This window comes from Burkholderia pyrrocinia (genome assembly GCF_003330765.1).
Classification (GTDB): Bacteria; Pseudomonadota; Gammaproteobacteria; order Burkholderiales; family Burkholderiaceae; genus Burkholderia; species Burkholderia pyrrocinia_B.
This window is the reverse complement of the sequence record NZ_CP024902.1, coordinates 2,509,568-2,533,958: the sequence shown is the minus strand read 5'-3', so window position 1 is coordinate 2,533,958 and position 24,391 is coordinate 2,509,568. Positions and strand designations below refer to the sequence as shown.

At 66.3% G+C, this 24,391-nt stretch carries 24 protein-coding genes and 1 tRNA gene; 12 read left to right on the top strand and 13 right to left on the bottom strand.

The window, feature by feature from the left end; translation table 11 throughout:
* Positions 1-43: 43 nt before the first annotated feature.
* The 9 genes from CUJ89_RS12200 to CUJ89_RS12160 all read right to left on the bottom strand — a co-directional run bounded on the left by CUJ89_RS12200 (position 44) and on the right by CUJ89_RS12160 (position 7,330).
* Entirely contained in the window at positions 44-472 is a 429-nt protein-coding gene (locus CUJ89_RS12200; RefSeq protein ID WP_114177543.1) for an ExbD/TolR family protein, read from the bottom strand.
* Positions 473-485: 13 nt separating this feature from the next.
* Complete coding sequence (locus CUJ89_RS12195) at positions 486-1,214, bottom strand: MotA/TolQ/ExbB proton channel family protein (RefSeq protein ID WP_114177542.1); 729 nt, start codon at positions 1,212-1,214, stop codon at positions 486-488.
* Between the two features lie 34 nt (positions 1,215-1,248).
* Positions 1,249-1,974 (bottom strand): energy transducer TonB, encoded by a 726-nt coding sequence (locus tag CUJ89_RS12190; protein ID WP_114177541.1) that lies wholly within the window; start codon positions 1,972-1,974, stop codon positions 1,249-1,251.
* 218 nt (positions 1,975-2,192) lie between these two features.
* On the bottom strand, positions 2,193-2,429 hold the full coding sequence (locus CUJ89_RS12185; RefSeq protein WP_039370093.1) for a bacterioferritin-associated ferredoxin: 237 nt from the start codon (positions 2,427-2,429) through the stop codon (positions 2,193-2,195).
* Between the two features lie 150 nt (positions 2,430-2,579).
* A complete protein-coding gene (gene murI / locus CUJ89_RS12180) occupies positions 2,580-3,443 on the bottom strand; it encodes a glutamate racemase (RefSeq protein WP_114177540.1) in 864 nt (287 codons plus the stop codon).
* Positions 3,444-3,471: 28 nt separating this feature from the next.
* A complete protein-coding gene (gene bfr, locus CUJ89_RS12175; protein WP_006762677.1) occupies positions 3,472-3,948 on the bottom strand; it encodes a bacterioferritin in 477 nt (158 codons plus the stop codon).
* Positions 3,949-4,137: 189 nt separating this feature from the next.
* On the bottom strand, positions 4,138-5,661 hold the full coding sequence (locus tag CUJ89_RS12170; RefSeq protein WP_114177539.1) for a fumarate hydratase: 1,524 nt from the start codon (positions 5,659-5,661) through the stop codon (positions 4,138-4,140).
* Positions 5,662-5,696: 35 nt separating this feature from the next.
* Positions 5,697-6,308 carry a TIGR00645 family protein gene (locus CUJ89_RS12165; protein WP_114177538.1) on the bottom strand — a complete coding sequence of 204 codons (612 nt, stop codon included), beginning with the start codon at positions 6,306-6,308 and terminating at the stop codon, positions 5,697-5,699.
* A gap of 113 nt (positions 6,309-6,421) precedes the next feature.
* Complete coding sequence (locus CUJ89_RS12160) at positions 6,422-7,330, bottom strand: DMT family transporter (protein ID WP_114177537.1); 909 nt, start codon at positions 7,328-7,330, stop codon at positions 6,422-6,424.
* 298 nt (positions 7,331-7,628) lie between these two features.
* Between CUJ89_RS12160 and acs the strand changes: the two genes are divergently transcribed.
* The 3 genes from acs (at position 7,629) to CUJ89_RS12140 (ending at position 12,058) form a co-directional block, all read left to right on the top strand.
* Positions 7,629-9,611 (top strand): acetate--CoA ligase, encoded by a 1,983-nt coding sequence (gene acs, locus CUJ89_RS12150; protein WP_114177536.1) that lies wholly within the window; start codon positions 7,629-7,631, stop codon positions 9,609-9,611.
* A gap of 83 nt (positions 9,612-9,694) precedes the next feature.
* The gene (locus CUJ89_RS12145; protein ID WP_114177535.1) at positions 9,695-10,039 is read left to right on the top strand and encodes a DUF4212 domain-containing protein; all 345 of its coding nucleotides are present in this window, start codon (positions 9,695-9,697) and stop codon (positions 10,037-10,039) included.
* 3 nt (positions 10,040-10,042) lie between these two features.
* The gene (locus tag CUJ89_RS12140) at positions 10,043-12,058 is read left to right on the top strand and encodes a sodium:solute symporter family protein (protein ID WP_114177534.1); all 2,016 of its coding nucleotides are present in this window, start codon (positions 10,043-10,045) and stop codon (positions 12,056-12,058) included.
* A 91-nt stretch (positions 12,059-12,149) separates the two neighbouring features.
* On the opposite strand, the gene CUJ89_RS12135 is transcribed toward CUJ89_RS12140, so the two are convergent.
* Positions 12,150-12,239: transfer RNA gene (locus CUJ89_RS12135), tRNA-Ser, on the bottom strand.
* Positions 12,240-12,614: 375 nt separating this feature from the next.
* Here CUJ89_RS12135 and CUJ89_RS12130 point away from each other — a divergent pair.
* From CUJ89_RS12130 to CUJ89_RS12095, 8 genes are all read left to right on the top strand, one after another.
* Entirely contained in the window at positions 12,615-13,244 is a 630-nt protein-coding gene (locus CUJ89_RS12130) for a LysE family translocator (RefSeq protein WP_114177533.1), read from the top strand.
* A 45-nt stretch (positions 13,245-13,289) separates the two neighbouring features.
* The gene (locus CUJ89_RS12125; protein ID WP_114177532.1) at positions 13,290-13,706 is read left to right on the top strand and encodes a hypothetical protein; all 417 of its coding nucleotides are present in this window, start codon (positions 13,290-13,292) and stop codon (positions 13,704-13,706) included.
* A 354-nt stretch (positions 13,707-14,060) separates the two neighbouring features.
* Positions 14,061-15,149 carry a toxic anion resistance protein gene (locus CUJ89_RS12120; protein ID WP_114177531.1) on the top strand — a complete coding sequence of 363 codons (1,089 nt, stop codon included), beginning with the start codon at positions 14,061-14,063 and terminating at the stop codon, positions 15,147-15,149.
* Positions 15,150-15,169: 20 nt separating this feature from the next.
* Entirely contained in the window at positions 15,170-15,916 is a 747-nt protein-coding gene (locus tag CUJ89_RS12115; RefSeq protein ID WP_114177530.1) for a VWA domain-containing protein, read from the top strand.
* A gap of 45 nt (positions 15,917-15,961) precedes the next feature.
* Entirely contained in the window at positions 15,962-16,978 is a 1,017-nt protein-coding gene (locus CUJ89_RS12110; RefSeq protein WP_114177529.1) for a DUF475 domain-containing protein, read from the top strand.
* 100 nt (positions 16,979-17,078) lie between these two features.
* Entirely contained in the window at positions 17,079-17,735 is a 657-nt protein-coding gene (locus tag CUJ89_RS12105) for a TerD family protein (protein ID WP_114177528.1), read from the top strand.
* A gap of 54 nt (positions 17,736-17,789) precedes the next feature.
* Positions 17,790-18,656 (top strand): hypothetical protein, encoded by an 867-nt coding sequence (locus CUJ89_RS12100; RefSeq protein WP_114177527.1) that lies wholly within the window; start codon positions 17,790-17,792, stop codon positions 18,654-18,656.
* Between the two features lie 133 nt (positions 18,657-18,789).
* On the top strand, positions 18,790-19,410 hold the full coding sequence (locus CUJ89_RS12095) for an HAD family hydrolase (RefSeq protein WP_114177526.1): 621 nt from the start codon (positions 18,790-18,792) through the stop codon (positions 19,408-19,410).
* 43 nt (positions 19,411-19,453) lie between these two features.
* Here CUJ89_RS12095 and CUJ89_RS12090 read toward each other — a convergent pair whose 3' ends face one another.
* Complete coding sequence (locus CUJ89_RS12090) at positions 19,454-20,563, bottom strand: fatty acid desaturase (RefSeq protein ID WP_114177525.1); 1,110 nt, start codon at positions 20,561-20,563, stop codon at positions 19,454-19,456.
* 226 nt (positions 20,564-20,789) lie between these two features.
* On the opposite strand from CUJ89_RS12090, the gene CUJ89_RS12085 reads away from it, so the two are divergent.
* Complete coding sequence (locus tag CUJ89_RS12085) at positions 20,790-21,827, top strand: AraC family transcriptional regulator (RefSeq protein ID WP_114177524.1); 1,038 nt, start codon at positions 20,790-20,792, stop codon at positions 21,825-21,827.
* 60 nt (positions 21,828-21,887) lie between these two features.
* On the opposite strand, the gene CUJ89_RS12080 is transcribed toward CUJ89_RS12085, so the two are convergent.
* Positions 21,888-22,937, bottom strand: a complete 1,050-nt coding sequence (locus tag CUJ89_RS12080; RefSeq protein ID WP_114177523.1) for a lactonase family protein — start codon at positions 22,935-22,937, stop codon at positions 21,888-21,890.
* On the bottom strand, positions 22,924-24,291 hold the full coding sequence (locus CUJ89_RS12075; RefSeq protein ID WP_114177522.1) for an MFS transporter: 1,368 nt from the start codon (positions 24,289-24,291) through the stop codon (positions 22,924-22,926). The genes CUJ89_RS12080 and CUJ89_RS12075 overlap by 14 nt, the downstream gene beginning before the upstream one ends.
* Between the last annotated feature and the right edge of the window lie 100 nt (positions 24,292-24,391).

Genomic DNA, 24,391 nt, shown 5'->3' with positions numbered 1-24,391 from the left:
CCCGGTTAGGGACGCCCCCGGCGAGGGGCGAGACGTGTGCGCGTTACTTCGCTTTCGCGGCCGGCGCGGTCACGAAGCCGAGCTTCGTCAGGCCGCCTGCCTGCGCATCCGACATCACTTCGGCGACGTGCTCGTATGCAACCTTGCGGTCGGCACGCAGGTGCAACTCCGGCTGCGGCTTGCGTTGCGCCGCTTCCGCGATGCGTGCCTGCAATTGTTCGCGCGTGACCGTGTGGTCGTCCCACAGGATCGTGCCGTCGCCCTGGATCGCGACGTCGACCGTCTGCGGCTTTTCGTCGACGGGCTGGCTGCTGGCGTGCGGCAGGTCGATCTTCACCGCATGCTGCATCGCCGGGATGGTCACGAGAAAAATGATCAGGAGTACGAGCATGACGTCGACGAGCGGCGTCATGTTGATCTCGCTCATCACGGCATCGTCGTCATCGTCGCTGAAACCGGTGTTCATTGCCATGGTTCACCCCGCCTCAGCTGGCGCGCGCGAGACGCAGGCCGTCGCGCGTCGACGACGATGCGAGGCTCGCGCCCGTCACGAAGTACGCGTGCAGGCCGTGCGCGAAGCGACGCAGCTTGCTGACGACACCCTTGTTCGCGCGGGTCAGTGCGTTGTAGCCGAGCACGGCCGGGATCGCGACGAACAGGCCGAAGGCCGTCATGATCAGCGATTCGCCGACCGGGCCCGCGACCTGGTCGATCGACGTCTGGCCGGTTGCGCCGATCACGAGCAGCGCGTGGTAGATCCCCCAGACCGTGCCGAACAGGCCGACGAACGGCGCCGTGCTGCCGATCGACGCGAGGATCGCGAGACCGCTCTGCATGCGCGAGATGCCTTCGTCCATCGTGTCCTTCAGGCAGCGCGTGACCCAGTCCGACACGTCCATGCGGTCGTGCAGGTGCGGTTGCGTCTGGTGGTGATGGTCGGCGGCTTCCTTGCCCGACAGCGCGAGTGCGAGGAACGGGTTGTCGTTCGGCGTCGATGCGGCGAGCCCGAGCTTCTTGATGCCGTCGTCGAAATCGTCCGAATGCCAGAACGCCTGTTCGGCGTTCTTCGTGAGGCGGTTCAGGCGAATCACGTTCCAGCCCTTGACGACGATCACGATCCACGACAGGACCGACATCACGAGCAGCGTGATCGCAATGGCGCGCGTGACGAAATCACCTTGCGCCCAGACGTGCGCGATACCGTAGCTTTGCATTTTTCTTTCCTTTGAATCTTCCGGATGAGGCAGGTTAGTCGGTGAGCCCGAAGTTATAGGGCTGTGTGCGGGCGGCGCGGATCGCCTGGCCGTTCTCGATGTACGGACGGCAGGAGGTGGCGCGCATCGCGTCGAGTGCGGCTTCGTCGAGGCGCGGATAACCGCTGCTCTTCTGCAGGTCGATGCTTTCGACCTTGCCGCTCGTGCCGACGACGAAGTGGACGTAGGCGGTGCCCGTTTCGCCGCGGCGGCGCGACATCGACGGGTAATCGGGCTTCACGAAATTGCATTGCAGCGTCGGCACGTTTTTCGGTGCGCTGACCTGCATCGTTTCACGAGCCGGGCCGGGCGTGGCCGCAGGTGCGGCGGCGGCGGGCGCAGCGGGTGCCGGTGTGGGATCGGCTGCCGGCGCGGGCGTCGGCGACGGATCGGGCGACGGCGCGACCGGTGTCGGCTTTGCTGCCTTCTGTACCGGCTTCGGCTCGACCTTCGGCTTCACGTGCGGCACGGGTTTCGGCGGCGCGGGCTGCGGGATCGATTCGGCCGCGACCTGCTGGGCGATCGGCGCAGGCGGGATGAGCTGCGCGGTGATCGACTGGACCTCGACCGATTTCGGCGGCGGCGCGTTGCGATGCAGCCAGGCGGCCGTCAGCATGATCGCGTGTGCGGCAAGCACACCGACCGCGACGACGATCACTCGGGGATTCATACGTGGTGCAGCCGGCAAGACGCCGGCAGGAGCGGAATGCGAAGCCTGCATGTTAGCTTGAAAGAATGATGTCGCACCCGGGGCGCGGCGGGTGAATCGGCATCACTTGCGGAAGATCAGCAGCGAGATGCAAACGGTGGTCACAAATCCGATCAGCAATTCCATGACAGGCTCCTTGGCAGGTAAGCCGCTGGCTCGCGCAGACGGTGGCTTGCTGACGGTCAAGACAAAAAATGCGGCCGGGGCCGCATGCGCACACTCGGCGCGGGTCAGGCGGCCTTGCGTTCGTAGAACGTGACCGGGATCGGGTGAGCGTGATGCTCGACACCGCACCGGCTCGCGCAGACGCCTTGCTCGGCCATGAGGTCGCGTACGGACTCCTCGCACTTGCCGCAGCACGTGGCCACACCGAGCTCGAACTGGAGTTCATCGAAAGAGTTCACGCCCTCTGCGAGGGACGCGCGAATCTTGCGATCGGAAACAGACTTGCACACGCAGACGATCATGATGAGTTGCGATAGCTAACGTTAATGCGAATTATTATCATTAATTTTGCGGACGTTGACAAGCCTGGGCCGGGCTTTTTTTAAGGTCATCGGACCCTTGAAACGGCGGAGGCGGCGGAACGGTGGCGGGAGAGGACGTGCCGGCCCGCGTCAGGCGGTCGCGCAGGCGCGCGCGTTCGGCGAGGAAATGGTGACGGATTCGACCGGCGCATCGAGGCCGAGCAGCGTCGACGCGAGTGCCTGCAATTGCCGGCCGTCGCCGGTCGAGCAGAAGCGGGGCGGCGCGACAGGTGTGCCGGCGGGCGCGCACAGGCCGTGCTGGTCGAGCACGCGCACGAGCTGGCGCGCGATCGCGTCGCTCGTGTCGATGATCGCCATGCGGTCGCCGACAATGTCACGAATCGTTGCGGTGAGGAACGGGTAGTGCGTGCAGCCGAGGACGACCGTATCGGCGCCGTCGTCCAGCATCGGCTGCAGATAGCTGTCGAGCAGCGCGCGCAGCGCGGGCGAGCCCGTGTCGCCGCTCTCGATCGCCTGTACGAGCCCGTGGCCCGGCTGGCAGATGAAGCGGCAACCGGCGCCATGACGTTCGAGCAGCGTCTGGAACCGGGTGCTGCGCAGCGTCGCCTGGGTGGCGAGCACGCCGGCGACGCCGCTCGCGGATTGCTGGACGGCCGGCTTGATGCCCGGCTCGACGCCGACGAGCGGGATCGCGAGATGTTCGCGTACCGCCGCGATCGATTGGGCGGTCGCCGTATTGCAGGCGACGACGAGCGCCTTCGCGCCCTGCCGGACAAACCACTCGCCGATCGCGAGCGTGCGCTCGGTGATGAATGCGTCGTCGCGTTCGCCGTACGGGATGTAGCGCGTATCGGCGGTGTAGACGAACGACTCGCCGGGCAGGTGCGCGCGCACGGCGCGCAGCACCGACAGGCCGCCGAGCCCCGAATCGAAGATTCCGACAGGAGCGGCGGGGTGCATCGCGGCAGCGGCTGGCTGGTTCGTCATCGTCATGCGGACGGCGCGGCGGCGGGTGGGGTGATTACTCGGCCGAACCCATCATCGTTTGCTGGTAGTTCTGCAGGCCGACCTTGCCGATCAGGTCGATCTGCGTTTCCAGCCAGTCGATGTGCTCTTCGGTGTCGTCGAGGATCTTTTCGAAGATCTCGCGCGACACATAGTCGCGAACCGATTCGCAGTAGGCGATCGCTTCCTTGCACGTGGTCTGCGAGATCTGTTCGAGCTTCAGGTCGCACTTCAGGATTTCTTCGGTTTCCTCGCCGACGAGCAGCTTGTGCAGATCCTGCAGGTTCGGCAGGCCGTCGAGCATGAACACGCGCTCGATCAGCCAGTCGGCGTGCTTCATTTCGCCGATCGACTCGTCGTATTCGTGCTTGCCGAGCTTGTCGAGGCCCCAGTGCTTGTACATGCGGGCATGCAGGAAGTACTGGTTGATCGCCGTGAGCTCATTCTTCAGTTGGGCGTTCAGATATTCGATGACTTTCTTGTCGCCTTGCATGGCTGTTCCTTGTTCAGTGGGGCTTCAGAAACCGAACGATAATCGCTCGAACGAGAAAAGCCAAGCCTCGGAGCCTTGTCGGGCCTGCCTTTTGCGTGTAATGAGAATCAGCCGTGAATAACCGGCTGCGCACCATAATGAGAATGAGAAGTGGAAAGGCCGGACTCCCGTCCGGCCTTTCGTTCGCGCTTAAGCGGCTGCGACCGGGATCTTGCCGATCTTCGCCTGCCATTCCTTCGGACCGGTCTGATGCACCGACGTGCCCGACGAATCGACAGCAACCGTTACCGGCATGTCCTGCACGTCGAACTCGTAGATCGCTTCCATGCCGAGGTCTTCGAATGCGAGCACCTTCGCGCCGCGGATCGCCTTCGACACGAGGTAAGCCGCGCCGCCGACCGCCATCAGGTATGCGGCCTTGTGCTTCTTGATCGCATCGATCGCGACCGGGCCGCGCTCGGCCTTGCCGACCATCGAGATCAGGCCCGTCTGCGCGAGCATCGTCTCGGTGAACTTGTCCATGCGCGTGGCCGTGGTCGGGCCTGCCGGGCCGACCACCTCGTCGCGCACCGGATCGACCGGGCCGACGTAGTAGATCACGCGGTTCGTGAAGTCGACCGGCAGCTTCTCGCCCTTCGCGAGCATGTCGGCGATGCGCTTGTGCGCGGCGTCGCGGCCGGTGAGCATCTTGCCCGACAGCAGCAGCGTCTGGCCCGGCTTCCAGTTGGCGACTTCTTCCGGCGTCAGTGTGTTCAGGTCGACGCGCTTGCTGGTTTCCGTGTTCGGTTCCCACTGGACCTTCGGCCAGGCGTCGAGCGACGGCGCCTCGAGCTTCGCCGGGCCCGAGCCGTCCAGCACGAAGTGCGCGTGGCGCGTTGCCGCGCAGTTCGGGATCAGCGCGACCGGCTTCGATGCCGCGTGCGTCGGTGCAGCCATGATCTTCACGTCGAGCACGGTCGCCAGGCCACCGAGACCCTGCGCGCCGATGCCGAGCGCGTTGACTTTCTCATGCAGTTCGACACGCAGTTCCTCGACCCAGTCCTGCGGGCCGCGCGCGATGATTTCCTGGATGTCGATCGGATCCATCAGCGATTCCTTCGCCATCAGCATCGCCTTCTCGGCGGTGCCGCCGATGCCGATCCCGAGCATGCCGGGCGGGCACCAGCCCGCGCCCATCGTCGGGACCGTCTTCATCACCCAGTCGACGATCGAGTCGGACGGGTTCAGCATCACGAACTTCGACTTGTTCTCCGAGCCGCCGCCCTTCGCTGCAACCTGCACGTCGACCTTGTCGCCCGGCACGATCTCGTAGTGAATCACGGCCGGCGTGTTGTCCTTCGTGTTCTTGCGGGCGCCTTCCGGCGGATTGACGATCGACGCGCGCAGCACGTTGTCCGGATGCGTGTAACCGCGGCGCACGCCTTCGTTGATCATGTCGGTGAGGCCCATCGTCGCGCCGTCCCAGCGCACGTCCATGCCGACCTTCACGAAGATCGTGACGATGCCCGTGTCCTGGCAGATCGGACGCTTGCCTTCCGCGCACATGCGGCTGTTCGTGAGGATCTGCGCGATCGCGTCCTTCGCGGCCGGGCTTTCTTCCAGCTCGTACGCGCGGCCGAGGGCCTGGATGTAGTCGAGCGGGTGGTAGTAGCTGATGTACTGCAGCGAATCCGCGATGCTCTGGATCAGGTCTTCCTGTTTGATGACGGTCATGGCTGAGACTCTGTGAGGACTGTGGGGAATGCGTTTTATGCGTTGACGGCTGCTTCGGCCGGCTTGCGGGACACGGCCGCGGCGGGCGCATGCGCCTCGTGGAAATGGGCGGGATGCGTGTGCGTCGTCAGGCGGTCGACCCACGCCATCACGAGCGCCGACACGAGGAACGACACGTGAATGATCACCTGCCACATGATCGCGTGCATCGTGTGCTGGTCGGGGTTGATGAACGTCTTCAGCAGGTGGATCGACGAAATGCTGATCAGCGCCATCGACAGCTTGACCTTCAGCACGCCCGCATTCACGTGGTCGAGCCACTCGGGCTCGTCGGGGTGGCCCTCGATGCCGAGGCGCGACACGAACGTTTCGTAACCGCCGACGATCACCATGATCAGCAAGTTCGAGATCATCACCACGTCGATCAGGCCGAGCACCGCGAGCATCACGCTGACTTCGTCGAGGCTGGTGGCATGCGACAGCAGGTGCCAGACTTCCTTCAGGAACAGGAACACGTAGACGGCCTGCGCGACGATCAGGCCCAGGTAAAGCGGAACCTGGAGCCAGCGGCTCATGAAGATCAGCGCGGGAAGCGGGCGAAGCGGGCGACGGGAGGGGAGGCGGCCAGGCGAATGCGGGGCGGACATGATGGAGGGTCGGGCGCGGTGCGCAGGTATCGGGGGTAATCTTGAAAAGGCGCGCTATTGTAACGCGTCGGCCGGCGCGACTGCAGCGACGCGCCGGCGCTGCCGGGGACGGATCAGGATGCGGCGGCCGGCACGCGTTTCATGCGCAGGCTCGCGAGCACGATGCCGGCGACGACGCACGCGAGCGCGATGCCATGCGCGAGCGTCGGGCGCTCGCCGAGGAATGCGATTCCATAGGCGGCTGCGGCGATCGGCAGCACCGCGCTGAACACGCCGGCGAGGCTGCCCGGCACATGCCGGATGCCTTTCATCCACAGCCAGAACGAGAAGATGCTGGCCGACAGCCCGTACCAGACGACGAGCGCCCAGGTGCCGGCCGGCACGCTCGCGTAATCGAAGTGCCACAGCGCCGTCGCGCCGAGCGGCAGCATCAGGAACAGGCCGAACAGGTGCGTATACGCGCAGATGTCGATCGGCGCGAGGGTTTGCGTGAGCCGGCGCGACAGGATCACGTAGATCGATTCGCAGCACACCGCGCCGAGGATCAGCAGGTTGCCGGTCAGCGAGCCGGACGCTTCGCCGTGGGCGCCGTGCCCGGCAGCGCTGCCGTTGGCGAGGTTGATCGTCACGATGCCGGCGATCGCGAGCGCGATCGATACGAGCGCACGGCCGTTCGGTTTTTCGCGCAGGATCAGCCACGCGAACAGTGCGACGATCGCGGGGATCGTGCTCGTGATGACGCCGGCCGCCACCGCGCTCGTGCGCTGCACGCCGTTGAGCATCAGCAGCGTGAACATGAAGGTGCCGAAGAACGCCTGCAGGAACAGGTTCAGCCACTCGCCGCGCTTGACCGCGCGCATCTTCACGGGGCTGAACAGCGGCCACAGCACGGCGATCGCGATCACGAAACGCAGCGTGGCGAGGATGGCGATGGGGACGAATGCAACGATGGATTTACCGATACCGACGTTGCTGCCGACGAACAGCATCGACAGGATGAGGAAGAGGGCGTAGCGATTCAAGCTGGAATCCGGGAGGCGAGTTCAGTTAGGATTGTAGGGTCGCGGTTGTAACAGCGTAAAGCGCCGCCCGGCGTGCGAAACGGTCATGCCGCGTAAGTGACGGGTAAGTTGGAGCGCTTATCGTGGAAACTGCCGGGCCGCACGTTCACCGTCGCGTGATGTGGTGCGGTGCAGCATCGCGCGCAGCCTTTGCGGCCGTGCGCGGGCGGGTGGGAGACAGCGGCGCGCATGCGCCGGCAAGACGCGCGGCGCGCACGATCGCGCCGCCAGAGGATTCATGTTCACCAAGGGGTAGTCGATGTCTGCGATTGAATCGGTTCTTCACGAAACCCGCCAGTTTGCGCCGCCCGCGGCGCTCGAGAAGGCGGCAACCATTTCCGGCATGCCGGCCTATCGCGCGCTCGCCGCCGAGGCCGAACGCGATTACGAGGGCTTCTGGGCGCGTCTCGCGCGCGAGGGCCTCGCGTGGCACAAGCCGTTCACGAACGTGCTCGACGAGTCCAACGCGCCGTTCTACACGTGGTTCGACGACGGCGAGCTGAACGCGTCGTACAACTGCCTCGACCGCCACGTCGAAGCCGGCAACGGCGAGCGCGTCGCGGTGATCTTCGAGGCCGACGACGGCACCGTCACGCGCGTCACCTATGCGGATCTCCTCGCGCGCGTGTCGCGCTTCGCGAATGCGCTGAAGAAACGCGGGATCGCCAAGGGCGATCGCGTCGTCATCTACATGCCGATGTCGATCGAAGGCATCGTCGCGATGCAGGCCTGCGCGCGCATCGGCGCGACGCACTCGGTCGTGTTCGGCGGCTTCTCCGCGAAATCGCTGAACGAGCGGCTCGTCGACGTCGGCGCGGTGGCGCTCATCACCGCCGACGAGCAGGCGCGCGGCGGCAAGACGCTGCCGCTCAAGAGCATCGCCGACGAGGCGATCGCGATGGGCGGCTGCGAAGCGGTGAAGAGCGTGATCGTCTATCGCCGCACCGGCGGCAAGATCGACTGGCATGCAGGCCGCGACCTGTGGATGCACGAGCTGGCGGACGGCGAGTCCGACCGCTGCGAGCCGGAATGGGTCGGCGCCGAGCATCCGCTGTTCATCCTGTATACGTCGGGCTCGACCGGCAAGCCGAAGGGCGTGCAGCACAGCACGGGCGGCTACCTGCTGTGGGCCGCGCAGACGATGAAGTGGACCTTCGACTGGAAACCCGACGACGTGTTCTGGTGCACGGCCGACATCGGCTGGGTCACCGGCCACACGTACATCACGTACGGCCCGCTCGCCTGCGGCGGCACGCAGGTCGTGTTCGAAGGCGTGCCGACCTACCCTGACGCCGGCCGCTTCTGGAAGATGATCGGCGATCACAAGGTCACCGTGTTCTATACCGCGCCGACCGCGATCCGTTCGCTGATCAAGGCGGCCGAGGCCGACGACAAGGTGCATCCGAAGAGCCATGACCTGTCGAGCCTGCGCATCATCGGCACGGTCGGCGAGCCGATCAATCCGGAAGCGTGGATGTGGTATCACAAGCACGTCGGCCAGGAGCGCTGCCCGATCGTCGACACGTGGTGGCAGACCGAGACGGGCGGCCACATGATCACGCCGCTGCCGGGCGCGACGCCCACCGTGCCCGGTTCGTGCACGCTGCCGCTGCCGGGCATCATGGCCGCGGTGGTCGACGAGACGGGCCAGGACGTGCCGAACGGGCAGGGCGGCATCCTCGTCGTCAAGCGCCCGTGGCCCGCGATGATTCGCACGATCTGGGGCGACCCGGAGCGTTTCAGGAAGAGCTACTACCCCGAGGAACTCGGCGGCCGGCTGTATCTTGCCGGCGACGGCACGGTGCGCGACAAGGACACCGGCTACTTCACGATCATGGGCCGGATCGACGACGTGCTGAACGTGTCGGGCCACCGGCTCGGCACGATGGAGATCGAGTCGGCGCTGGTCTCGCACGAGCTCGTTGCCGAGGCGGCGGTGGTCGGCCGTCCGGACGATACGACGGGCGAGGCCGTGGTCGCGTTCGTGGTGCTGAAGCGCGCGCGTCCGGAAGGCGAGGAAGCCGCGGCGCTCGCGAAGACGTTGCGCGACTGGGTCGGCAAGCAGATCGGGCCGATCGCGAAGCCGAAGGAGATCCGCTTCGGCGACAACCTGCCGAAGACGCGCTCGGGCAAGATCATGCGGCGACTGCTGCGCTCGCTCGCCAAGGGTGAGGCGATCACGCAGGACACGTCCACGCTCGAGAACCCGGCCATCCTCGACCAGCTCATCGAAGTGCGCTGATCGCACCGGTTGCGCGTCACGCGCATGAGCCCCTGCGCGGCAATCCCGATTGCCCGCGCAGGGGCTTTTTGCTAAACAACGGCATGACCGTTCCGACCCGTCCCGCGCGTGCCGCGCCGCCGCCCGTTCCCGAGCCGCTCGCGCGTGCCCACGCGCGCTACTGGCGCTTCAATGTCGCGCTGATCGCGGTGCTGATGGCGATCGGCTTCGCGGTATCGTTCGTCGTGCCGTTCTTCGCGCCCGCGCTCGCGGGGGTCCGCTTCGCCGGTTTCAGCCTGCCGTTCTATGTCGGCGCGCAGGGCGCGATTCTCGTGTATCTCGTGCTGATCGTCGTCTATATCGGGCTGATGCAACGCGCGGACCGTACGCTGCGCCGCGCGTACGACGACCATGCGGCGCGTACCGGCAACGCACATGGCGGGCGCTGATTCATGCTGACGCATCGACTGATTCGCGCGTACGCGCTCTACACGCTGGGTTTTCTCGGGTTCGTGCTGCTGATGTGGCGGATCGAGCGCGCGACCGGCTCCGGCGTCTGGATCGGCTACGTGTTCCTGTTCGTGCCGATCGCCGTGTATGCGGTGATCGGGCTGCTGTCGCGCACGTCCGATCTCGTCGAGTACTACGTGGCCGGGCGGCGCGTGCCGTCCGCGTTCAACGGGATGGCGACGGCGGCCGACTGGCTGTCGGCCGCGTCGTTCATCGGCCTTGCCGGATCGCTTTACTCAACCGGCTACGACGCGCTTGCATACGTGATGGGCTGGACGGGCGGGTTCTGCCTCGTCGCCTTCCTGCTCGCGCCTTACGTGCGCAAGCTCGCGCGCTACACGATTCCCGATTTTCTCGGCACACGCTTTTCGAGCACCGCCGTACGTGCGCTGGCGGCCGGTGCGGCGATCCTGTGTTCGTTCGTGTATCTGGTCGCGCAGATCCAGGGGATCGGTTTGATCGCGACGCGCTTCATCGGCGTCGATTTTGCGATCGGGATCTTCTGCGGGCTCGCGGGCATTCTCGTGTGCTCGTTTCTCGGCGGGATGCGCGCAGTCACGTGGACGCAGGTCGCGCAGTACATCATCCTGATCAGCGCGATCCTGATTCCGGTGTCGCTGATTGCGATGAAGAACGGGCTCGGCCCCGTGCCGCAGTTCAATTACGGCAAGCTGATGGAGCGTGTCGCGGCGCGCGAGGCGCAGGTGCGCGATGCGACCGGGGAGCAGCAGGTGCGCGACGCGTACCGCCGACAGGCCGCGGACATCCAGACGCAGCTCGACCGGCTGCCGGCGTCCTATGCGGACGCACGCAGGCATCTCGTCGACCAGCTTGCCGACCTGCGGCGCCACAACGGGCCGCTGCGCGAGATCAGCCAGCGCGAGCGCGAACTGGCCGACTTCCCGCGCGATCCGGCGGCGGCGCGCGTCGCGTGGACGCAGGCGCGCGACGATCTGCTTGCCCGAGCCGAGCCGCCCGTGCCGATGCACGAGCCGTTTCCCGCCGCGAGCGACGACGAACGCAAGCCGCGCGAGCGGAATTTCCTTGCGCTGCTGCTGTGCCTGTCGATCGGCACCGCGAGCCTGCCGCACATCCTGACGCGCTACAACACGACGACGTCGGTCGCGTCGGCACGACGCTCGGTCGGCTGGACGCTGTTCTTCATCGCGCTGTTCTACCTGAGCGTGCCGGTGCTCGCGGTGCTGATCAAGTACGAGATCCTCGCGAACCTCGTCGGGCGGCCGTTCGCCGAATTGCCGGCGTGGGTCACGCAGTGGCATCACTTCGAGCCCGACCTGATCAGCGTGGTCGAGGTGATTCGCGACGGCATCGTGCACTGGTCGGAAATCCAGATGCAGCCGGACATGGTCGTGCTGGCCGCGCCGGAGATCGCGGGGCTGCCGTATGTCGTGTCGGGACTGATCGCGGCCGGTGCGCTTGCCGCGGCGCTGTCGACCGCGGACGGGTTGCTACTGACGATCGCGAATGCGCTGTCGCACGACGTCTATTACTGCATGGTCGCACCCGAGGCATCGAGCCAGCGGCGCGTGACGATCTCGAAGGTGCTGCTGCTCGGTGTCGCGCTGTTCGCGTCGTATGTCGCGTCGCTCAGTACGGGGAAGATCCTGTTTCTCGTCGGCGCGGCGTTCTCGCTCGCGGCATCGAGCTTCTTTCCGGTACTTGTGCTCGGGGTGTTCTGGAAGCGTACGACGACGCGCGGCGCGATTGCCGGGATGGTGACGGGGCTCGCGGTGTGCGTGTACTACATCGTGTCGACCTATCCGTACTTCACGCAATTGACGGGCTTCGCGGGACGCACGTGGTTCGGGATCGAGCCGATCAGTTCGGGTGTGTTTGGTGTGCCGGCGGGGTTTGTGGTGGCGATTGTGGTGAGTCTGTGCGATCGGCCGCCGGATGAGTATACGCGGGCGTTGGTGGATTACATTCGGCATCCGTGAGGGCGGGGGGGCGGACGGATGTGGGGCGGGCCGGCGGGTCCAAAAGAAAAGCCCCTTGATTCATCGAGAAATCAAGGGGCTTCATGCATTCTGGCGGAGAGAGGGGGATTCGAACCCCCGATAGGCTTACACCTATACACGCTTTCCAGGCGTGCGACTTAAACCACTCATCCATCTCTCCGGAAGTCCGAGAGTATAGCAAACTCTGGCCGCGGCCCGCCACTCCCTTCCACGCCCTTCAGAAATCCGTCGTCATCGACAACCACACCTGCGTCAGATACCCGCCGATTGTCGACGACCCGCACGATTTGTTTGCGACGTTACGCACGGTTGCACGGAACGTCGTCTTCGGCGCCCGCGATCTGCGGCACGCCTTTCCACGGTTCGCCATGCAAGATCGACGTCGCACAGCCGCCCAACGAGCATCGGGATGACCGTGCGATCATTGGCCGTTCGTATTCGTCGCAACAAATCGGGCGCGACGGTTGCGGCCCGAGTGGCCGGTGACGACGATGCCATCCGTTCGCACGGCCCTCTTCAGAAGGAACGCCACGCCATGTCGCTCTCCGCCTTGCTCGCATTTGCCCTGATCCTGTCCGTCGGCGTCGCGACGCCCGGCCCGACGGTGTTGCTCGCGATGAGCAACGGTTCGCGGTACGGATTGCGTCACGCGATGGTCGGCATGCTCGGCGCCGTCACGGCCGACATCGTGCTCGTCGCGCTGGTCGGGTTCGGCCTCGGCGTGCTCCTCGACGCGTCGGAAACGGCGTTCGTGACGCTGAAGCTGCTCGGTGCGGCGTGGCTCGCGTACGTGGGCATCCGGATGCTGATGTCGAGCGGTCGATCCACGGTTGCCCAGGAACTCGAGCCCCCGACGCCCGATCGCAGGACCGCCTTCCTGAAGAGCTTTTTCGTCGCGATGAGCAACCCGAAGTACTACCTGTTCATGTCCGCGCTGCTGCCGCAGTTCGTCGACCGGTCGCATGCGATCGCGCCGCAATACGCGATCCTCGCGGCGACGATCGTCGCGATCGACGTCATCGGGATGACCGGCTACGCGCTGCTCGGCGTGCATTCGGTGCGGGTATGGAAAGCGGCCGGGGAGAAGTGGCTGAACCGGGTCAGCGGGTCGCTGCTGCTGATGCTTGCGGGGTATGTCGCGCTGTATCGCAAGGCCGCGAACTGAAGCGGCGATGCAACGGGATATCGGCACGCTGAAGCCGGCGCGGCGATGAAGCCGGTCGATCGCTTTACGCTCGAGACGCACGACGGTCCGTATGAATCGTGGCCGTCACGCACGCATGTGCTCGTGGGCGGCGTGCGTTCCGGTCTCGCCGTTTCCGGCTACGTGCTGCTTCGCCAGTTCGAGACGCCGGCAGCGTATCTGCTCGTCACCGACTATGACTGCCCGTTCGAGGAAGCCGTCACGTTCACGCTTGTGTCGAAGGATCCGCTGAAGGTGCGCGCGCAACGCACGGTCGGCGCGATGTATGCGTCGTGCCATCTGGACGTCATCACGTGGGCCGACGACCGGCATTTCAGCGCGACGTTCGTGGATATCGACGGACGATGGGATTTCACGATTCGTGACCTATCCGTGCCGTTCATCCTGCCTCGGCTCGGCATGAATCACGTGCAGGGTCGGTAACGCGCGATCGACGCTCGCGAGTGCTTCGTCCGCGCACACGCGCTGTCTGAAATCCGCAAAAAACCGGGGATTTCATTTTTCTTTCGTATTGATCAGACATGTAAGCTTGAATGTGCCCGAATCTTGCGTGGCTAACGCGCATGGCGGCAGGAGTGGCGGCGGTCGAGCGGTGCGTCCGCGCACTTCATTACAAAATGAATGGAAATTGAAAGAATTCATTCCCTTGACGCACCGCACCGTCGCCATTTATTGTCCGTCTGCCGCCCGTGAGAGAGCACGACGGCAACCGCGGATGCGCGCCTCGCGCGCACGACAACACGTAGCAAAAAGCAGAAAAGGAAACGTGGTAGCCACATGAAGCCGCTATTCGACGACAAGAAATCCGATGCGGTCAGCGATCGTCCTTCCACCCCGTCTTTGTCACCCGTCGCAGTGCCTGCCGTCGCCGTCGTGCCGGCAGCGCAGCCGACGGAGCACGCGCGCCTGATCACCGTCGACGAGATCGACCAGCTCGGCGCGACGCAGGGTACGCGGATCGCCGCCTTCTCCCAGCAGATTCTCGCGAGCGTCCGCGCGTCGGATGCCGACCAGTTCGGCGACAAGCTCAACGAACTGATCGCGACCGCGAAGGGGCTCGACCCGCGCGGCGCCGACAAGGGCGGGCTGCTCACGCAGGTCACGCGGCTGTTCCGCTCGACCAGGGAGAAGCTGCTGTCGCAATACGAGTCGGTGAGCAAGCGGATGGACACGCTCGTCGTCGAACTCGAGAACCATGCGCAGCGCCAGAAGGCCGGCATCGACGAGCTCGAGCGGATGTACAACGACAACTACGCGTTGCACCAGGAACTTGCGCAGTCGAAGGCGCACGGCGAAACGGCGCTCGCGACGCTGCGCGCGCATCTCGCGGCCGGCCAGCAACAGGCCGACGACGCATTCGGCGCGCAACGCCTGCTCGACGTGAAGCGCAAGGTCGATGCGCTCGAAAGCAAGCTCGACGACCTCGATCGCGCGATGCTGATGTCGAAGCAGCTGGCCCCGCAGATCCGGATGGAGCAGGACCAGAAGCGCACGCTGACGTCGAAGTTCATGACGATCAAGACGGTGCTGATCCCCGCGTGGACCAACGCGTTCGCGCTCTACCTCGAGCAGCTCAGCACGAAGCGCGCGGCGGCGCTCGCGAACGCGACGTACGACGCGGCCGACGAAGCGATCCGCGCGCAGGCCGACCTGAATCGCCAGAACGCGCAGGAAGTCGCGAAGCTCGGCCAGCGTCCGGTGATCTCGACCGACACATTCGAATACGCGCAGCAGCAGCTGTTCGGCGCGTTCGACGACGTCACGCAGATCATCGCCGACGGCAAGCGCCAGCGCGAGCAGGACGCGCCGCGCCTGCGCCAGCTCGAACAGGACCTGATCACCCGATTCGCTCCGAAGCACAACTAAGAGAACTGAGAGAACACCGCATGATTACGCTTGAGAAACGCGCGGCGAAGGTCGCGATCGTCCTCGAAAAACGCCAGATCCTGAAGCCGCCCGTCGTGCGCGTCGGCGCGGCGCTCGACATCTCGGGCTCCGCGAAGCCGCTTTACCAGTCGGGCGTGATCCAGGAGACGCACGACCGGATCCTCGGCATCGCACTGAAGTTCGACGACAACGGCGAAGTCGACACGTGGACCTTCACCGAAGGCTACGACCGCCTGCCGACCGCGACGCCGGACAACTACGGCTCGTACATTTCCGATCATGTGCTCAACGCGCGGATCGACAAGTGGGGCGGCACGCAGTACGCGCCGGTGATGAACGACATCGTCGATTTCTTCTTCCGCGCGCCGGAGCCGGACCCGAAGCGCGAAGAGAAGCGCGGCTTCCTGAGCCGGCTGTTCGGCGGCGCGGACGAAGCGCCCGCGCCGGCCGCATCCGCGCCGGTGAACGGCCATCTGCCCGCTTGGGTGCTGTTCGTGACCGACGGCCAGAACCCGAAGAACGACCGCAAGCGCGTGCGCCAGCTGCTGGCCGAGTCGCAGCACTTCCCGCTGTACTGGTCGCTCGTCGGTGTCGGCGATCCGAGCGAATTCGGCTTCCTCGCGGAAATCGCGGACGAGATGCCGAACGTCGGCTTCCTGCATCTCGAATCGCTCGACGTCAGCGACGAACAGATCTACGAACAGCTGATCACGCAGGAATTCTGCGACTGGGTGCGCGCGAAGTAGGCGCGGCCTGCAAGCCTTTTTATCCCGAACTCGATTACCCCCATCATGTTGAAAGACTTCAAGATCCCGCTGTCGCTCACGGTGCTCGCGCTGGTCGCGGCCTATCTCCTCGGCGGCGTGAAGGACATGCTGATCGTCGCTGTCCTGTGTGTGCTCGAAATTTCGCTGTCGCTCGACAACGCGGTCGTCAATGCATCGGTGCTCAAGAACTGGTCGGAGAAGTGGCGCAACCGCTTCATGGTGTTCGGCCTGCCGGTCGCGGTGTTCGGCATGCGGCTGGTGTTCCCGCTGCTGATCGTCGCGGTGATCGGCCACATCGGCCTGTGGGACGCGCTGACGCTCGCGGTCGAGTCGCCCGAGAAATACGCGGCGGTGCTGACGTCCGCGCATCACGAGGTGTCCGCGTTCGGCGGCGCGTTCCTGCTGATGGTGTTCTTCAAGTTCATGCTCGACACCGAGAAGGACGAGCACTGGATCGGCTTCCTCGAAGGCCCGATGCGCCATCTCGGCCGCATCACGGCGCTGGAAGTGGCGCTGACGCTCGCGATCGTGATCGTCGCGTCGTTCTACGTGCCGGCGGCCGAGCAGGTCAGCTTCCTGCTCGCGGGCGCGTTCGGCGTGATCGGCTTCGTGATCGCGCACGGCGTGGGCGACCTGGTCGGCGGCGGGGAGACGGGCACGCGCGTGGTGCGCGAAGGCGTCGCGGGTTTCATGTATCTCGAAGTGCTCGATTCGTCGTTCAGCTTCGACGGCGTGATCGGCGCGTTCGCACTGTCTAACAACATCTTCCTGATCGCGCTCGGCCTTGGCGTCGGCGCGGCCTATATCCGGGAGATGACGCTCGTGCTGCTGAAGAAGGGCACGCTCGCGCAGTACCGCTATCTCGAACACGGCGCGTTCTGGGCGATCGGTGCGCTTGCAACGATCATGTTCCTCGGCGTGAAATTCGACGTGCCCGAGGTTGTCACGGGCCTGATCGGCGCAGCGATGATCGCCGCAGCCGTGTGGTCGTCGATCGTCGTGCAACGCAAGGAAGACCGGACCGCGGTGGCGAGCGAGTAACCGCGAGTCACGCGCGGCACGGAAACCATCAACGAGGGGCCGCGCAGGGCGGCCCGGCATTGCCGCCGGCGCAACGGCGGTTCCAGCAGAAGAGGTTCAGATGATCAATTTGTCGAAAGGCGGTCGCGTCAACCTGTCGAAGGAAGCGCCCGGCACGCAGAAATTCCGCATCGGTCTCGGTTGGGACGCGAACGCAACGGACACGGGCACGGATTTCGATCTCGACGTGTCGGTGTTCCTGTGCAAGTACGACGCGCAGGGCAATCCGAAGCTGATCTCGGATCAGCACTTCGTGTTCTACAACAGCGAAATCCGCACGATGGAGCGCAAGGAAACCTTCATCCAGCCGGGCGACGATTTCCCGAAGCGCGGGATGCCGGCGTCGAAGTGCATGGGCGTCGTGCATAGCGGCGACAACCGCACGGGCAGCGGCGACGGCGACGACGAAGTGATCTTCATCGACATGACGAAGCTCGCGGCCGACGTCGAGGAAATCTCGGTGGTCGTGACGATCGACCAGGCCGAAGCGCGCCGTCAGAACTTCGGGCAGGTTCGCAACAGCTACATCCAGATCGCCGACGAGGTGTCGGGCGCGGTGATCGCGAAGTACGCGCTGGAGGAAGACTTCTCGATGGAGACGTCGGTGCAGGTCGGCAGCTTCTATCGCCGCGACGGCCATTTCATGTTCAAGGCGGTCGGCGCCGGCTACAACCGCGGCCTGGGCGACTTCGTGCGCGCGTACGGCGGCGCGGTCTGACTGGCGGCAGCCCGGCGGCGTGCGGGAAGCCGCCGCGCCGGGCAGGATGCAGCGATGACGAATCCGTCCGACGAGCCGAAGCGGCTCGAGTTCGATACGACGCCCGAGCGCACGCCCGGGCGTCTTGCGTTCGATGCACCGCCCGCGGCCGGTGCGCCGGCCGCGCGTGCGCCCGACCGGCCGGCGCCGCAGGCGCTCGACTTGGGGCCGGCGCCCGACAAGGCCGTGCGCGCGGCGCCTGCCGATGCGGTCGGCCGCGCGCTGTTCGGCGAATCGAATCACCCGCAGCTCGAATCGTGCTTCCGCGCCGCGCAGGCCAGCTTCCCGAATCTCTATCCCGACTACGCGCCGCGCATCGAGCGGCACATCCGGCAACTGGTGCCGCTCAAGCTCGCGACGGTCGCGACGATCGGCGACGGCGCGCTGGAGGCGGCGGGCAACCTCGTCGAAGCCGTCGCGGCGACGACGCGCGAATTCAACGAACTCGGCGCGGCCGACATGATGGCCGGGATGCTCGCGCAGGCGACGCGCAAGGCAGGCATGTTCGAACGCTGGTTCGGCGCGGCGTCGGGCCATGTCGATTACCGCGCGGCGCTTGGGGCGCTCAAGCAGTCGCTCGGCTTCTTCCCGCGCCGCACCGAGGAGCTCGCCGCGAAGGTCCGCCATGCGGAAGAAAACCTCGTGGTCGTGCTCGCGGCGCTGAGCGCGGTGTCGGACGTCGTGCGCGTGCCGGACGACGCGGGCGTCGAGCGCACGCTGTTCGACCGCCGCAACATCGTCGGGCAGGCCGTCCAGCAGATCCGGATGCAACCCGCGCAACTGCGCGGGCTCGACGAGCGCGTGACCGATCTGCTGTCGCGCGCCGACCATCTGATGAACGTCGTGCTGCCGGCGGCGCTGGCGGCTCGGCCGCAGCGCTGAGCGAGCGGTACGAACCCGCGCGCTTCGGCGCGCGCGTTCGCTGCGCGGGTCGCGCTGCGTCACGCCATTTCGCGCGCGCCGGCGCGAGTCTGCTATCTTCCCGGGCATCTCATCGCTTTCCCGCCGATTCTCCATGACTGACCGCATCGTCGCCGCGTTCGATTTCGACGGCACCATCACGACTACCGACAGCTTCCGCCATTTCGTCCGCTACGCGGTCGGCACGCCGCGCTTCGCATGGGCCGGGCTGCGTGCGCTGCCATGGATCGTCGCGATGAAGGCCGGGCTGCTGTCGCGCGGCGACGCGAAGGCGAAGTTCGCGTCGTTCGCGTTCGGGCCGATCCGCGAGGACGCGCTCGACGCGCAGGCGCGCACGTTCGTCGACGCCTATCTGCCGCGCCTTGTGCGTCCGGAAATGCTCGAGCGCATTCGCGAGCATCAGGCGCGCGGGCACGAAGTCGTGCTGGTCAGCGCGTCGCCGTCGTTGTATCTGGAGAAGTGGGCGAAGACGGCCGGCTTCGACACCGTGCTCGCGACGCAGCTTGCGTTCGAACGCGGCGCGTTCGCCGGGCGGCTCGACGGCGAGAACTGCTGGGGGCCGCAGAAGGTCGTGCGGCTGCGCGGGTGGTGGGGCAACCGGCCGCCAAAGCAGCTGTTCGCGTACGGCGACAGCCGCGGCGACAAGGAAATGGCCGAACTCGCGAACTGGTCGTGGATTCGTGGGCAGGGGCCGATGCCGCCGATTGGCGATTGATGTGCCGTGATCGAGCGGCGCGGCGGGCCTCCGGGCGCCGGCGTTACGCGTCGGCCGGTGCGTGGCGCGCGCCGCGCGACGGTCGATAAGCACTCCAGCGATTCGCGCGCGCGAACGTGCCGACGTCGTTGAAGCGCACACCCACTTCGCGCAGCGCCGCATGCGCGGTTCGCGCAGTCAACTGCCGGATGTAGAACGGGTCGCGCACCACGAAGTGATGGATCGCGTGCGTGCTGCCGAAATTGAAGCAGAACAGCTGGAACGGCAGCATCCACCACGGGTTGAGCACCTGCGTCTGCTGGATCACGTTGCGCGAATCGATGTCGCCGAAGTAGTGCATGTTCGAGCTGACGAAGTTGATGCAGAAGCTGCGCACGAAGTTCGGCCCGAGCCACACCACAGCGAGAAAATCGACGACCCCCATTGCACGCTCGACGATGGCCGGCACCGTCGCCGCATGGCCGAATGCATGCAGCGCGAACAGGCCGACGTGATAGACGATGAACGTGTGCCACAGCGCGTAGTACAGGTGACCGACCGGCATGTACGACGACACCTGCTCGACACGCAACTGCACGCGTTCGGCCGCGTCCTGCACCGGCTGTGCGGCGACATACTGCTTCACCTTGCGGCGCATCGCGGTGGGCCGCAGCACGACGGCGAGCATGCCGTCCGCGATCATCAGCAGGCGCTTCACGCCCCAGCGCTCGCCGTTGGTGATGCCGAATTCCTCGAGATCCGATTCGCCGCCCGACACCTTGTGGTGATGCAGGTGCATGCGCCGCCGCGTCCACGGATTGATCGTGCCGGGCCGCGTGAGCCAGCACAGCGCCATCATCAGGTGATAGGCCCACGGCGTCTTCTTGAAGTACATCAGGTGGATCAGGTCGTGCTCGAGCTCGTGGATCAGCGACGTGACGAACGCGGCGAGCGGCAGCGCGACGTACCACGCGATCGCGCCGCGCGCATACAGCCACGCGATCGCGAGCATCGCGCTCACCGATGCGGCCATCACGGTCGCGCCGACGAGGTTCTGGCGGTCGAGCAGCGGAAAGCGCGCGCGGATCGCATCGCTCGCGGCGTTGACCTCGCGGCGGACATACGCGACCTTGTCCGCGTCGTTGCGAAAGACGGCTCGTGCGGGTTGGCTCATCGAACGGAATCCCTGCGGAAAGAGTGGGGCGCAATGCCGATGGGACAAGCATAGGCGCGCGCCGGATCGCACGCGAGGGCCGCGGGTGCCAATGCTGGTGTCATTTCGGGCCAGGATGTCCGGCGAGCGGGCATCCGACGCCGTGCTGCGCGGCTAGAGTGCCGCCGTGGTGTCATGGCGGGCCAGCGACGCTACAATCCGCCGAAACCGCTCCGGAGTCCGCCGCATGGCCCTGTCCGCCCCGGATGCCGCGCGCCAGCTGAACAAGGCGACGGTGTCGTCCGCATATGCGCTGTTCATGCTGATGCTGGCCGAGGAGCGCGGCATCGATGGCGGCCGCATTCTGGCCGGCTCGGGCGTCGAGCGTGCCCGGCTTGCGCAGCCCGATGCGCGCATCACGCCGCTGCAACAGGCGGCGATCGTGTTCAACCTGCTCGACGCGACGGACGACCCGTCGATTGCGATCGAGATCGGCCTGCGCAGCAGCCTGACGAAAGCGGGCCTGATCGGCTTCGGGCTGATGAGTTGCGCGACGCTCGGCGAGGCGATCGCGCTCGGCATCCGCTACCTGCCGACGCGCGTGCCGTTTTTCTCGGTGCGGCTTGCGCAGCTCGACGGGATCGTCGACATCGACGTGCTCGAAGCGTTTCCGCTCGGCCGGCTGCGCCAGTTCGCGGTGGAAAACTTCCTGGTCGAGACCGCGATCCTGTTCAATTCGCTGCTGTATCCGGCACCGGGGCGCACGCTGCAGTCGCGCGCCGAACTCCACTTCGAATGGCCCGAGCCGTCGTGGTTCGAGCGTTATCGCGCGCGGCTGCCGCGCTGCCATTTCGACGCGAGCGCGAATCGGATCCGCTGCGACGCCGCGCTGCTCGACGAGCCGATCGGCACCGCGAACGCGCATACCGCGCAGATGATCGTCCAGCAATGCGAGGCCGAACTCGCGCGGCTCGGCTACGCGGAAAGCATCGTCGAGCGCGTGCGCAACCTGCTGATCTGCGGCGATGGCGGTTATCCGTCGGTCGACGACGTCGCGCGCGAGTTGCATGTGTCGGCGCGCACGCTCAAGCGCAAGCTCGCCGAGTACGGCGCGGCCTATTCGGCGCTGCTCGACGAGATCCGGCTGCGCGACGCGCTGCGGTTGCTCGAGGGCACACGCCTGCCGGTCGACGAGATCGCGGCGCGCGTCGGTTATACGGACCGCGCCAATTTCACGCGCGCGTTCAAGCGCTGGACGGGCGTCGCGCCGAGCGAGCGGCGCTGAACGCAGGCATGAACCGGCCGTCGGGGCCGGCTTGCCGGATCCCGGGCCGGTGTCGCTTCGTCAGACGATCGCGATCCAGTTCGCGCCGCGCCCGCCCGGCACGCGTGCGTGCAGCGACAGCGCGCCGTCGTCCGGTGCGATCGCATACACCGATACGTGTTCAGACTGTTCGCCGCACGCGACGAGCCAGCGCCCAGACGGGTCGATCGCGAACCCGCGCGGCTGCGTCTCGGTGGCGGTCGCGTGCGCGGGCTCGAACGTGCCGTCGGCAAGGCGGTGATAGCAGAGCAGCTGGCTCGACGTGCGTTCGCTGACATACGCGAAGCGTTCGTCGGGCGTCAGATGGAGATCGGCGGCCCAGACGGAAGGTTCGGCGGGCGCGGGCGGCCGCGCATGGCCTTGCGCGAGTCCGGCGACGGCCGGGTGGCGCGCGCTGACATGCGCGTCGCCGAGCCGGCCGCTGTCGGGATCGCGCGCGAAGGTCGCGAGCGTGGCCTGGAATTCGCTGACGACGACGAGCGTGCGGCCGTCGCGCGCGAATTGCAGGTGGCGCGGGCCGAAGCCGGCCGGCACGCGCGTTTCGCCGTGTTCGAGCATGCGCAGGCCGGCCGCGTCCTCGACGAGCGCGAAGCTGAACACGCGGTCCGAGCCGAGCGAACTGACGTACGCGAAACGATTGTCCGGCGACACGACGACGGCATGCGCGTTCGCGATGCCGCCGGCGACCTGCAGCGGCGCGCCGTCGCCGTCGCGCACGCGCGCGGCGTCGTAAAGACTCAGCGAATTCCCGCCATACGACGCGCCGAGCAGCCAGCGGCCGCTGCGGTCGAGCGACAGGTACGCGTGGCTCGCGTCGATCGCGGTCGCACCGATGCGCGCGAGCGCGCCGGTGGCCGGCATACAGCGGAACGCGACGATGGTCGGCTGTTCGCCGCGCGTCGCGACGTAGAGCCGCGCGCGGTCGGCCTGCACGGCGATCGGCATCGCGACGTCGGCGGCCGGGTAGCGGGCGAGCGGCGCGAGCGTGCCGTCGGCCGCGAGGGAGAACGTGGCGAGGTCGCCGTCGGCGGCATTCGAGACGACGACGGTCAGGCGGTCAGTGTTCGGCATGGCGGAGCATCGAAGCGTTCGTGAAGGACTCGTCGGCCGGCAGGCCGCGCGGCGGATCGCTGCGCCGGTGCGTGCGTGCGAACAGCGCGGCGACCGCGGCGACGAGGGAAGCGATCGCGAGCGCATACAGCCCGCCTGTGATCGAACCAGTATGTTGCTTCAGATAGCCGAATGCCGTCGGCGCAACGAAGCCGCCGAGGTTGCCGACCGAGTTGATCAGCGCGATCACGGCCGCGGCCACGCGCGTGTCGAGGTAGCCCTGCGGGATCGGCCAGAACAGCGACGACGCGGCCTTGAAGCCCAGCGCGGCGAAGCAGATCGACGCGAACGACCACACGGGATCGTGCGACGTCGACGCGAACAGCCCGCATGCGGCGAGCACGAGCGCGAACGCGAGCCAGCGTTGCGGATGCTTCCACTTCGACGACAGCACCGCGAAGCAGTACATCGCGCCGATCGCGATCATCCACGGAATCGTGTTGTACAGGCCGACCTGGAAATCGGTGAGGCCGCCCATCTTGCGGATGATCGTCGGCAGCCAGAACGTGGCCGCGTAGATCGTCAACTGGATCGAGAAATACAGGAAGCAGAACAGCATGATCTGCGGATCGCGCAGCAGCGCCGTGGCGCGCACGGGCACGTTCGAGCGCACGTCGCGCGTCGCGCGTTCCGCGTCGAGCGCCGTTTCGAGCGCCGCGCGTTCGTCGGCCGTGAGCCACGTCGCGTCGCGGATATGCGATTTCAGCAGCAGCCAGCTCGCACCGCACAGCGCGACCGAGAACAACCCTTCGATCAGGAACATCCATTGCCAGCCTTCGAGGCCGAAGCCGCGGATCGACAGCAGCGCGCCGGTGACGGGCCCGGACAGCACCGATGCGAACGCGGAGCCGCCGAGGAAGATCGCCATCGCCTTGCCGCGCTCCTGCGGCGGCAGCCATTGCGACAGGTACAGCACGACGCCGGGGAAGAAGCCGGCCTCGGCCACGCCGAGCAGGAAGCGCAGCGCGTAGAACGACGTGTCGTTCCACACGAACGCCATCGCGGCCGCGACGATGCCCCAGGTCGCCATGATTCGCGCGAGCCACACGCGTGCGCCGTAGCGCTGCATCAGCAGGTTCGACGGCACTTCGAACAGCGCATAGCCAACGAAGAACAGCCCGGCGCCGAGCCCGTATGCGGCCGCGCCGATGCCGATCGACGCTTCGAGGTGGCGATCGACGAAACCGACGTTCACGCGGTCGATGTAGTTCGCGATGAACATGATCAGCACGAGCGGCAATACATGCCACTTCACTTTCGAGACGGCGGACGCGAGCGGGTCGCGTCCGGGCAGGGCGGGCGAGGGCGGGTTCAAGGGTGTCTCCGGTCAAGCGGCGGCGGACGGGGCGGCAGCCCGCGTCGGCGTCTGGGTGGCGGTCAATGTAGTATGTCGTCGTATAACATGGTACGCCTGA

Bases quoted from the DNA above. Each gene is read 5' to 3' on its own strand.
- CUJ89_RS12130 (WP_114177533.1), top strand. From the start codon at position 12,615: ATGTCGCTCTCCGCCTTGCTCGCATTTGCCCTGATCCTGTCCGTCGGC.
- CUJ89_RS12080 (WP_114177523.1), bottom strand. From the start codon at position 22,937: ATGCCGAACACTGACCGCCTGACCGTCGTCGTCTCGAATGCCGCCGAC.
- CUJ89_RS12200 (WP_114177543.1), bottom strand. From the start codon at position 472: ATGGCAATGAACACCGGTTTCAGCGACGATGACGACGATGCCGTGATG.
- CUJ89_RS12140 (WP_114177534.1), top strand. From the start codon at position 10,043: ATGCTGACGCATCGACTGATTCGCGCGTACGCGCTCTACACGCTGGGT.
- CUJ89_RS12165 (WP_114177538.1), bottom strand. From the start codon at position 6,308: ATGTCCGCCCCGCATTCGCCTGGCCGCCTCCCCTCCCGTCGCCCGCTT.
- CUJ89_RS12190 (WP_114177541.1), bottom strand. From the start codon at position 1,974: ATGCAGGCTTCGCATTCCGCTCCTGCCGGCGTCTTGCCGGCTGCACCA.
- CUJ89_RS12170 (WP_114177539.1), bottom strand. From the start codon at position 5,661: ATGACCGTCATCAAACAGGAAGACCTGATCCAGAGCATCGCGGATTCG.
- CUJ89_RS12195 (WP_114177542.1), bottom strand. From the start codon at position 1,214: ATGCAAAGCTACGGTATCGCGCACGTCTGGGCGCAAGGTGATTTCGTC.
- CUJ89_RS12115 (WP_114177530.1), top strand. From the start codon at position 15,170: ATGATTACGCTTGAGAAACGCGCGGCGAAGGTCGCGATCGTCCTCGAA.
- CUJ89_RS12105 (WP_114177528.1), top strand. From the start codon at position 17,079: ATGATCAATTTGTCGAAAGGCGGTCGCGTCAACCTGTCGAAGGAAGCG.
- CUJ89_RS12095 (WP_114177526.1), top strand. From the start codon at position 18,790: ATGACTGACCGCATCGTCGCCGCGTTCGATTTCGACGGCACCATCACG.
- CUJ89_RS12120 (WP_114177531.1), top strand. From the start codon at position 14,061: ATGAAGCCGCTATTCGACGACAAGAAATCCGATGCGGTCAGCGATCGT.
- CUJ89_RS12100 (WP_114177527.1), top strand. From the start codon at position 17,790: ATGACGAATCCGTCCGACGAGCCGAAGCGGCTCGAGTTCGATACGACG.
- bfr (WP_006762677.1), bottom strand. From the start codon at position 3,948: ATGCAAGGCGACAAGAAAGTCATCGAATATCTGAACGCCCAACTGAAG.
- CUJ89_RS12110 (WP_114177529.1), top strand. From the start codon at position 15,962: ATGTTGAAAGACTTCAAGATCCCGCTGTCGCTCACGGTGCTCGCGCTG.
- CUJ89_RS12090 (WP_114177525.1), bottom strand. From the start codon at position 20,563: ATGAGCCAACCCGCACGAGCCGTCTTTCGCAACGACGCGGACAAGGTC.
- acs (WP_114177536.1), top strand. From the start codon at position 7,629: ATGTCTGCGATTGAATCGGTTCTTCACGAAACCCGCCAGTTTGCGCCG.
- CUJ89_RS12125 (WP_114177532.1), top strand. From the start codon at position 13,290: ATGAAGCCGGTCGATCGCTTTACGCTCGAGACGCACGACGGTCCGTAT.
- CUJ89_RS12085 (WP_114177524.1), top strand. From the start codon at position 20,790: ATGGCCCTGTCCGCCCCGGATGCCGCGCGCCAGCTGAACAAGGCGACG.
- murI (WP_114177540.1), bottom strand. From the start codon at position 3,443: ATGACGATGACGAACCAGCCAGCCGCTGCCGCGATGCACCCCGCCGCT.
- CUJ89_RS12145 (WP_114177535.1), top strand. From the start codon at position 9,695: ATGACCGTTCCGACCCGTCCCGCGCGTGCCGCGCCGCCGCCCGTTCCC.
- CUJ89_RS12185 (WP_039370093.1), bottom strand. From the start codon at position 2,429: ATGATCGTCTGCGTGTGCAAGTCTGTTTCCGATCGCAAGATTCGCGCG.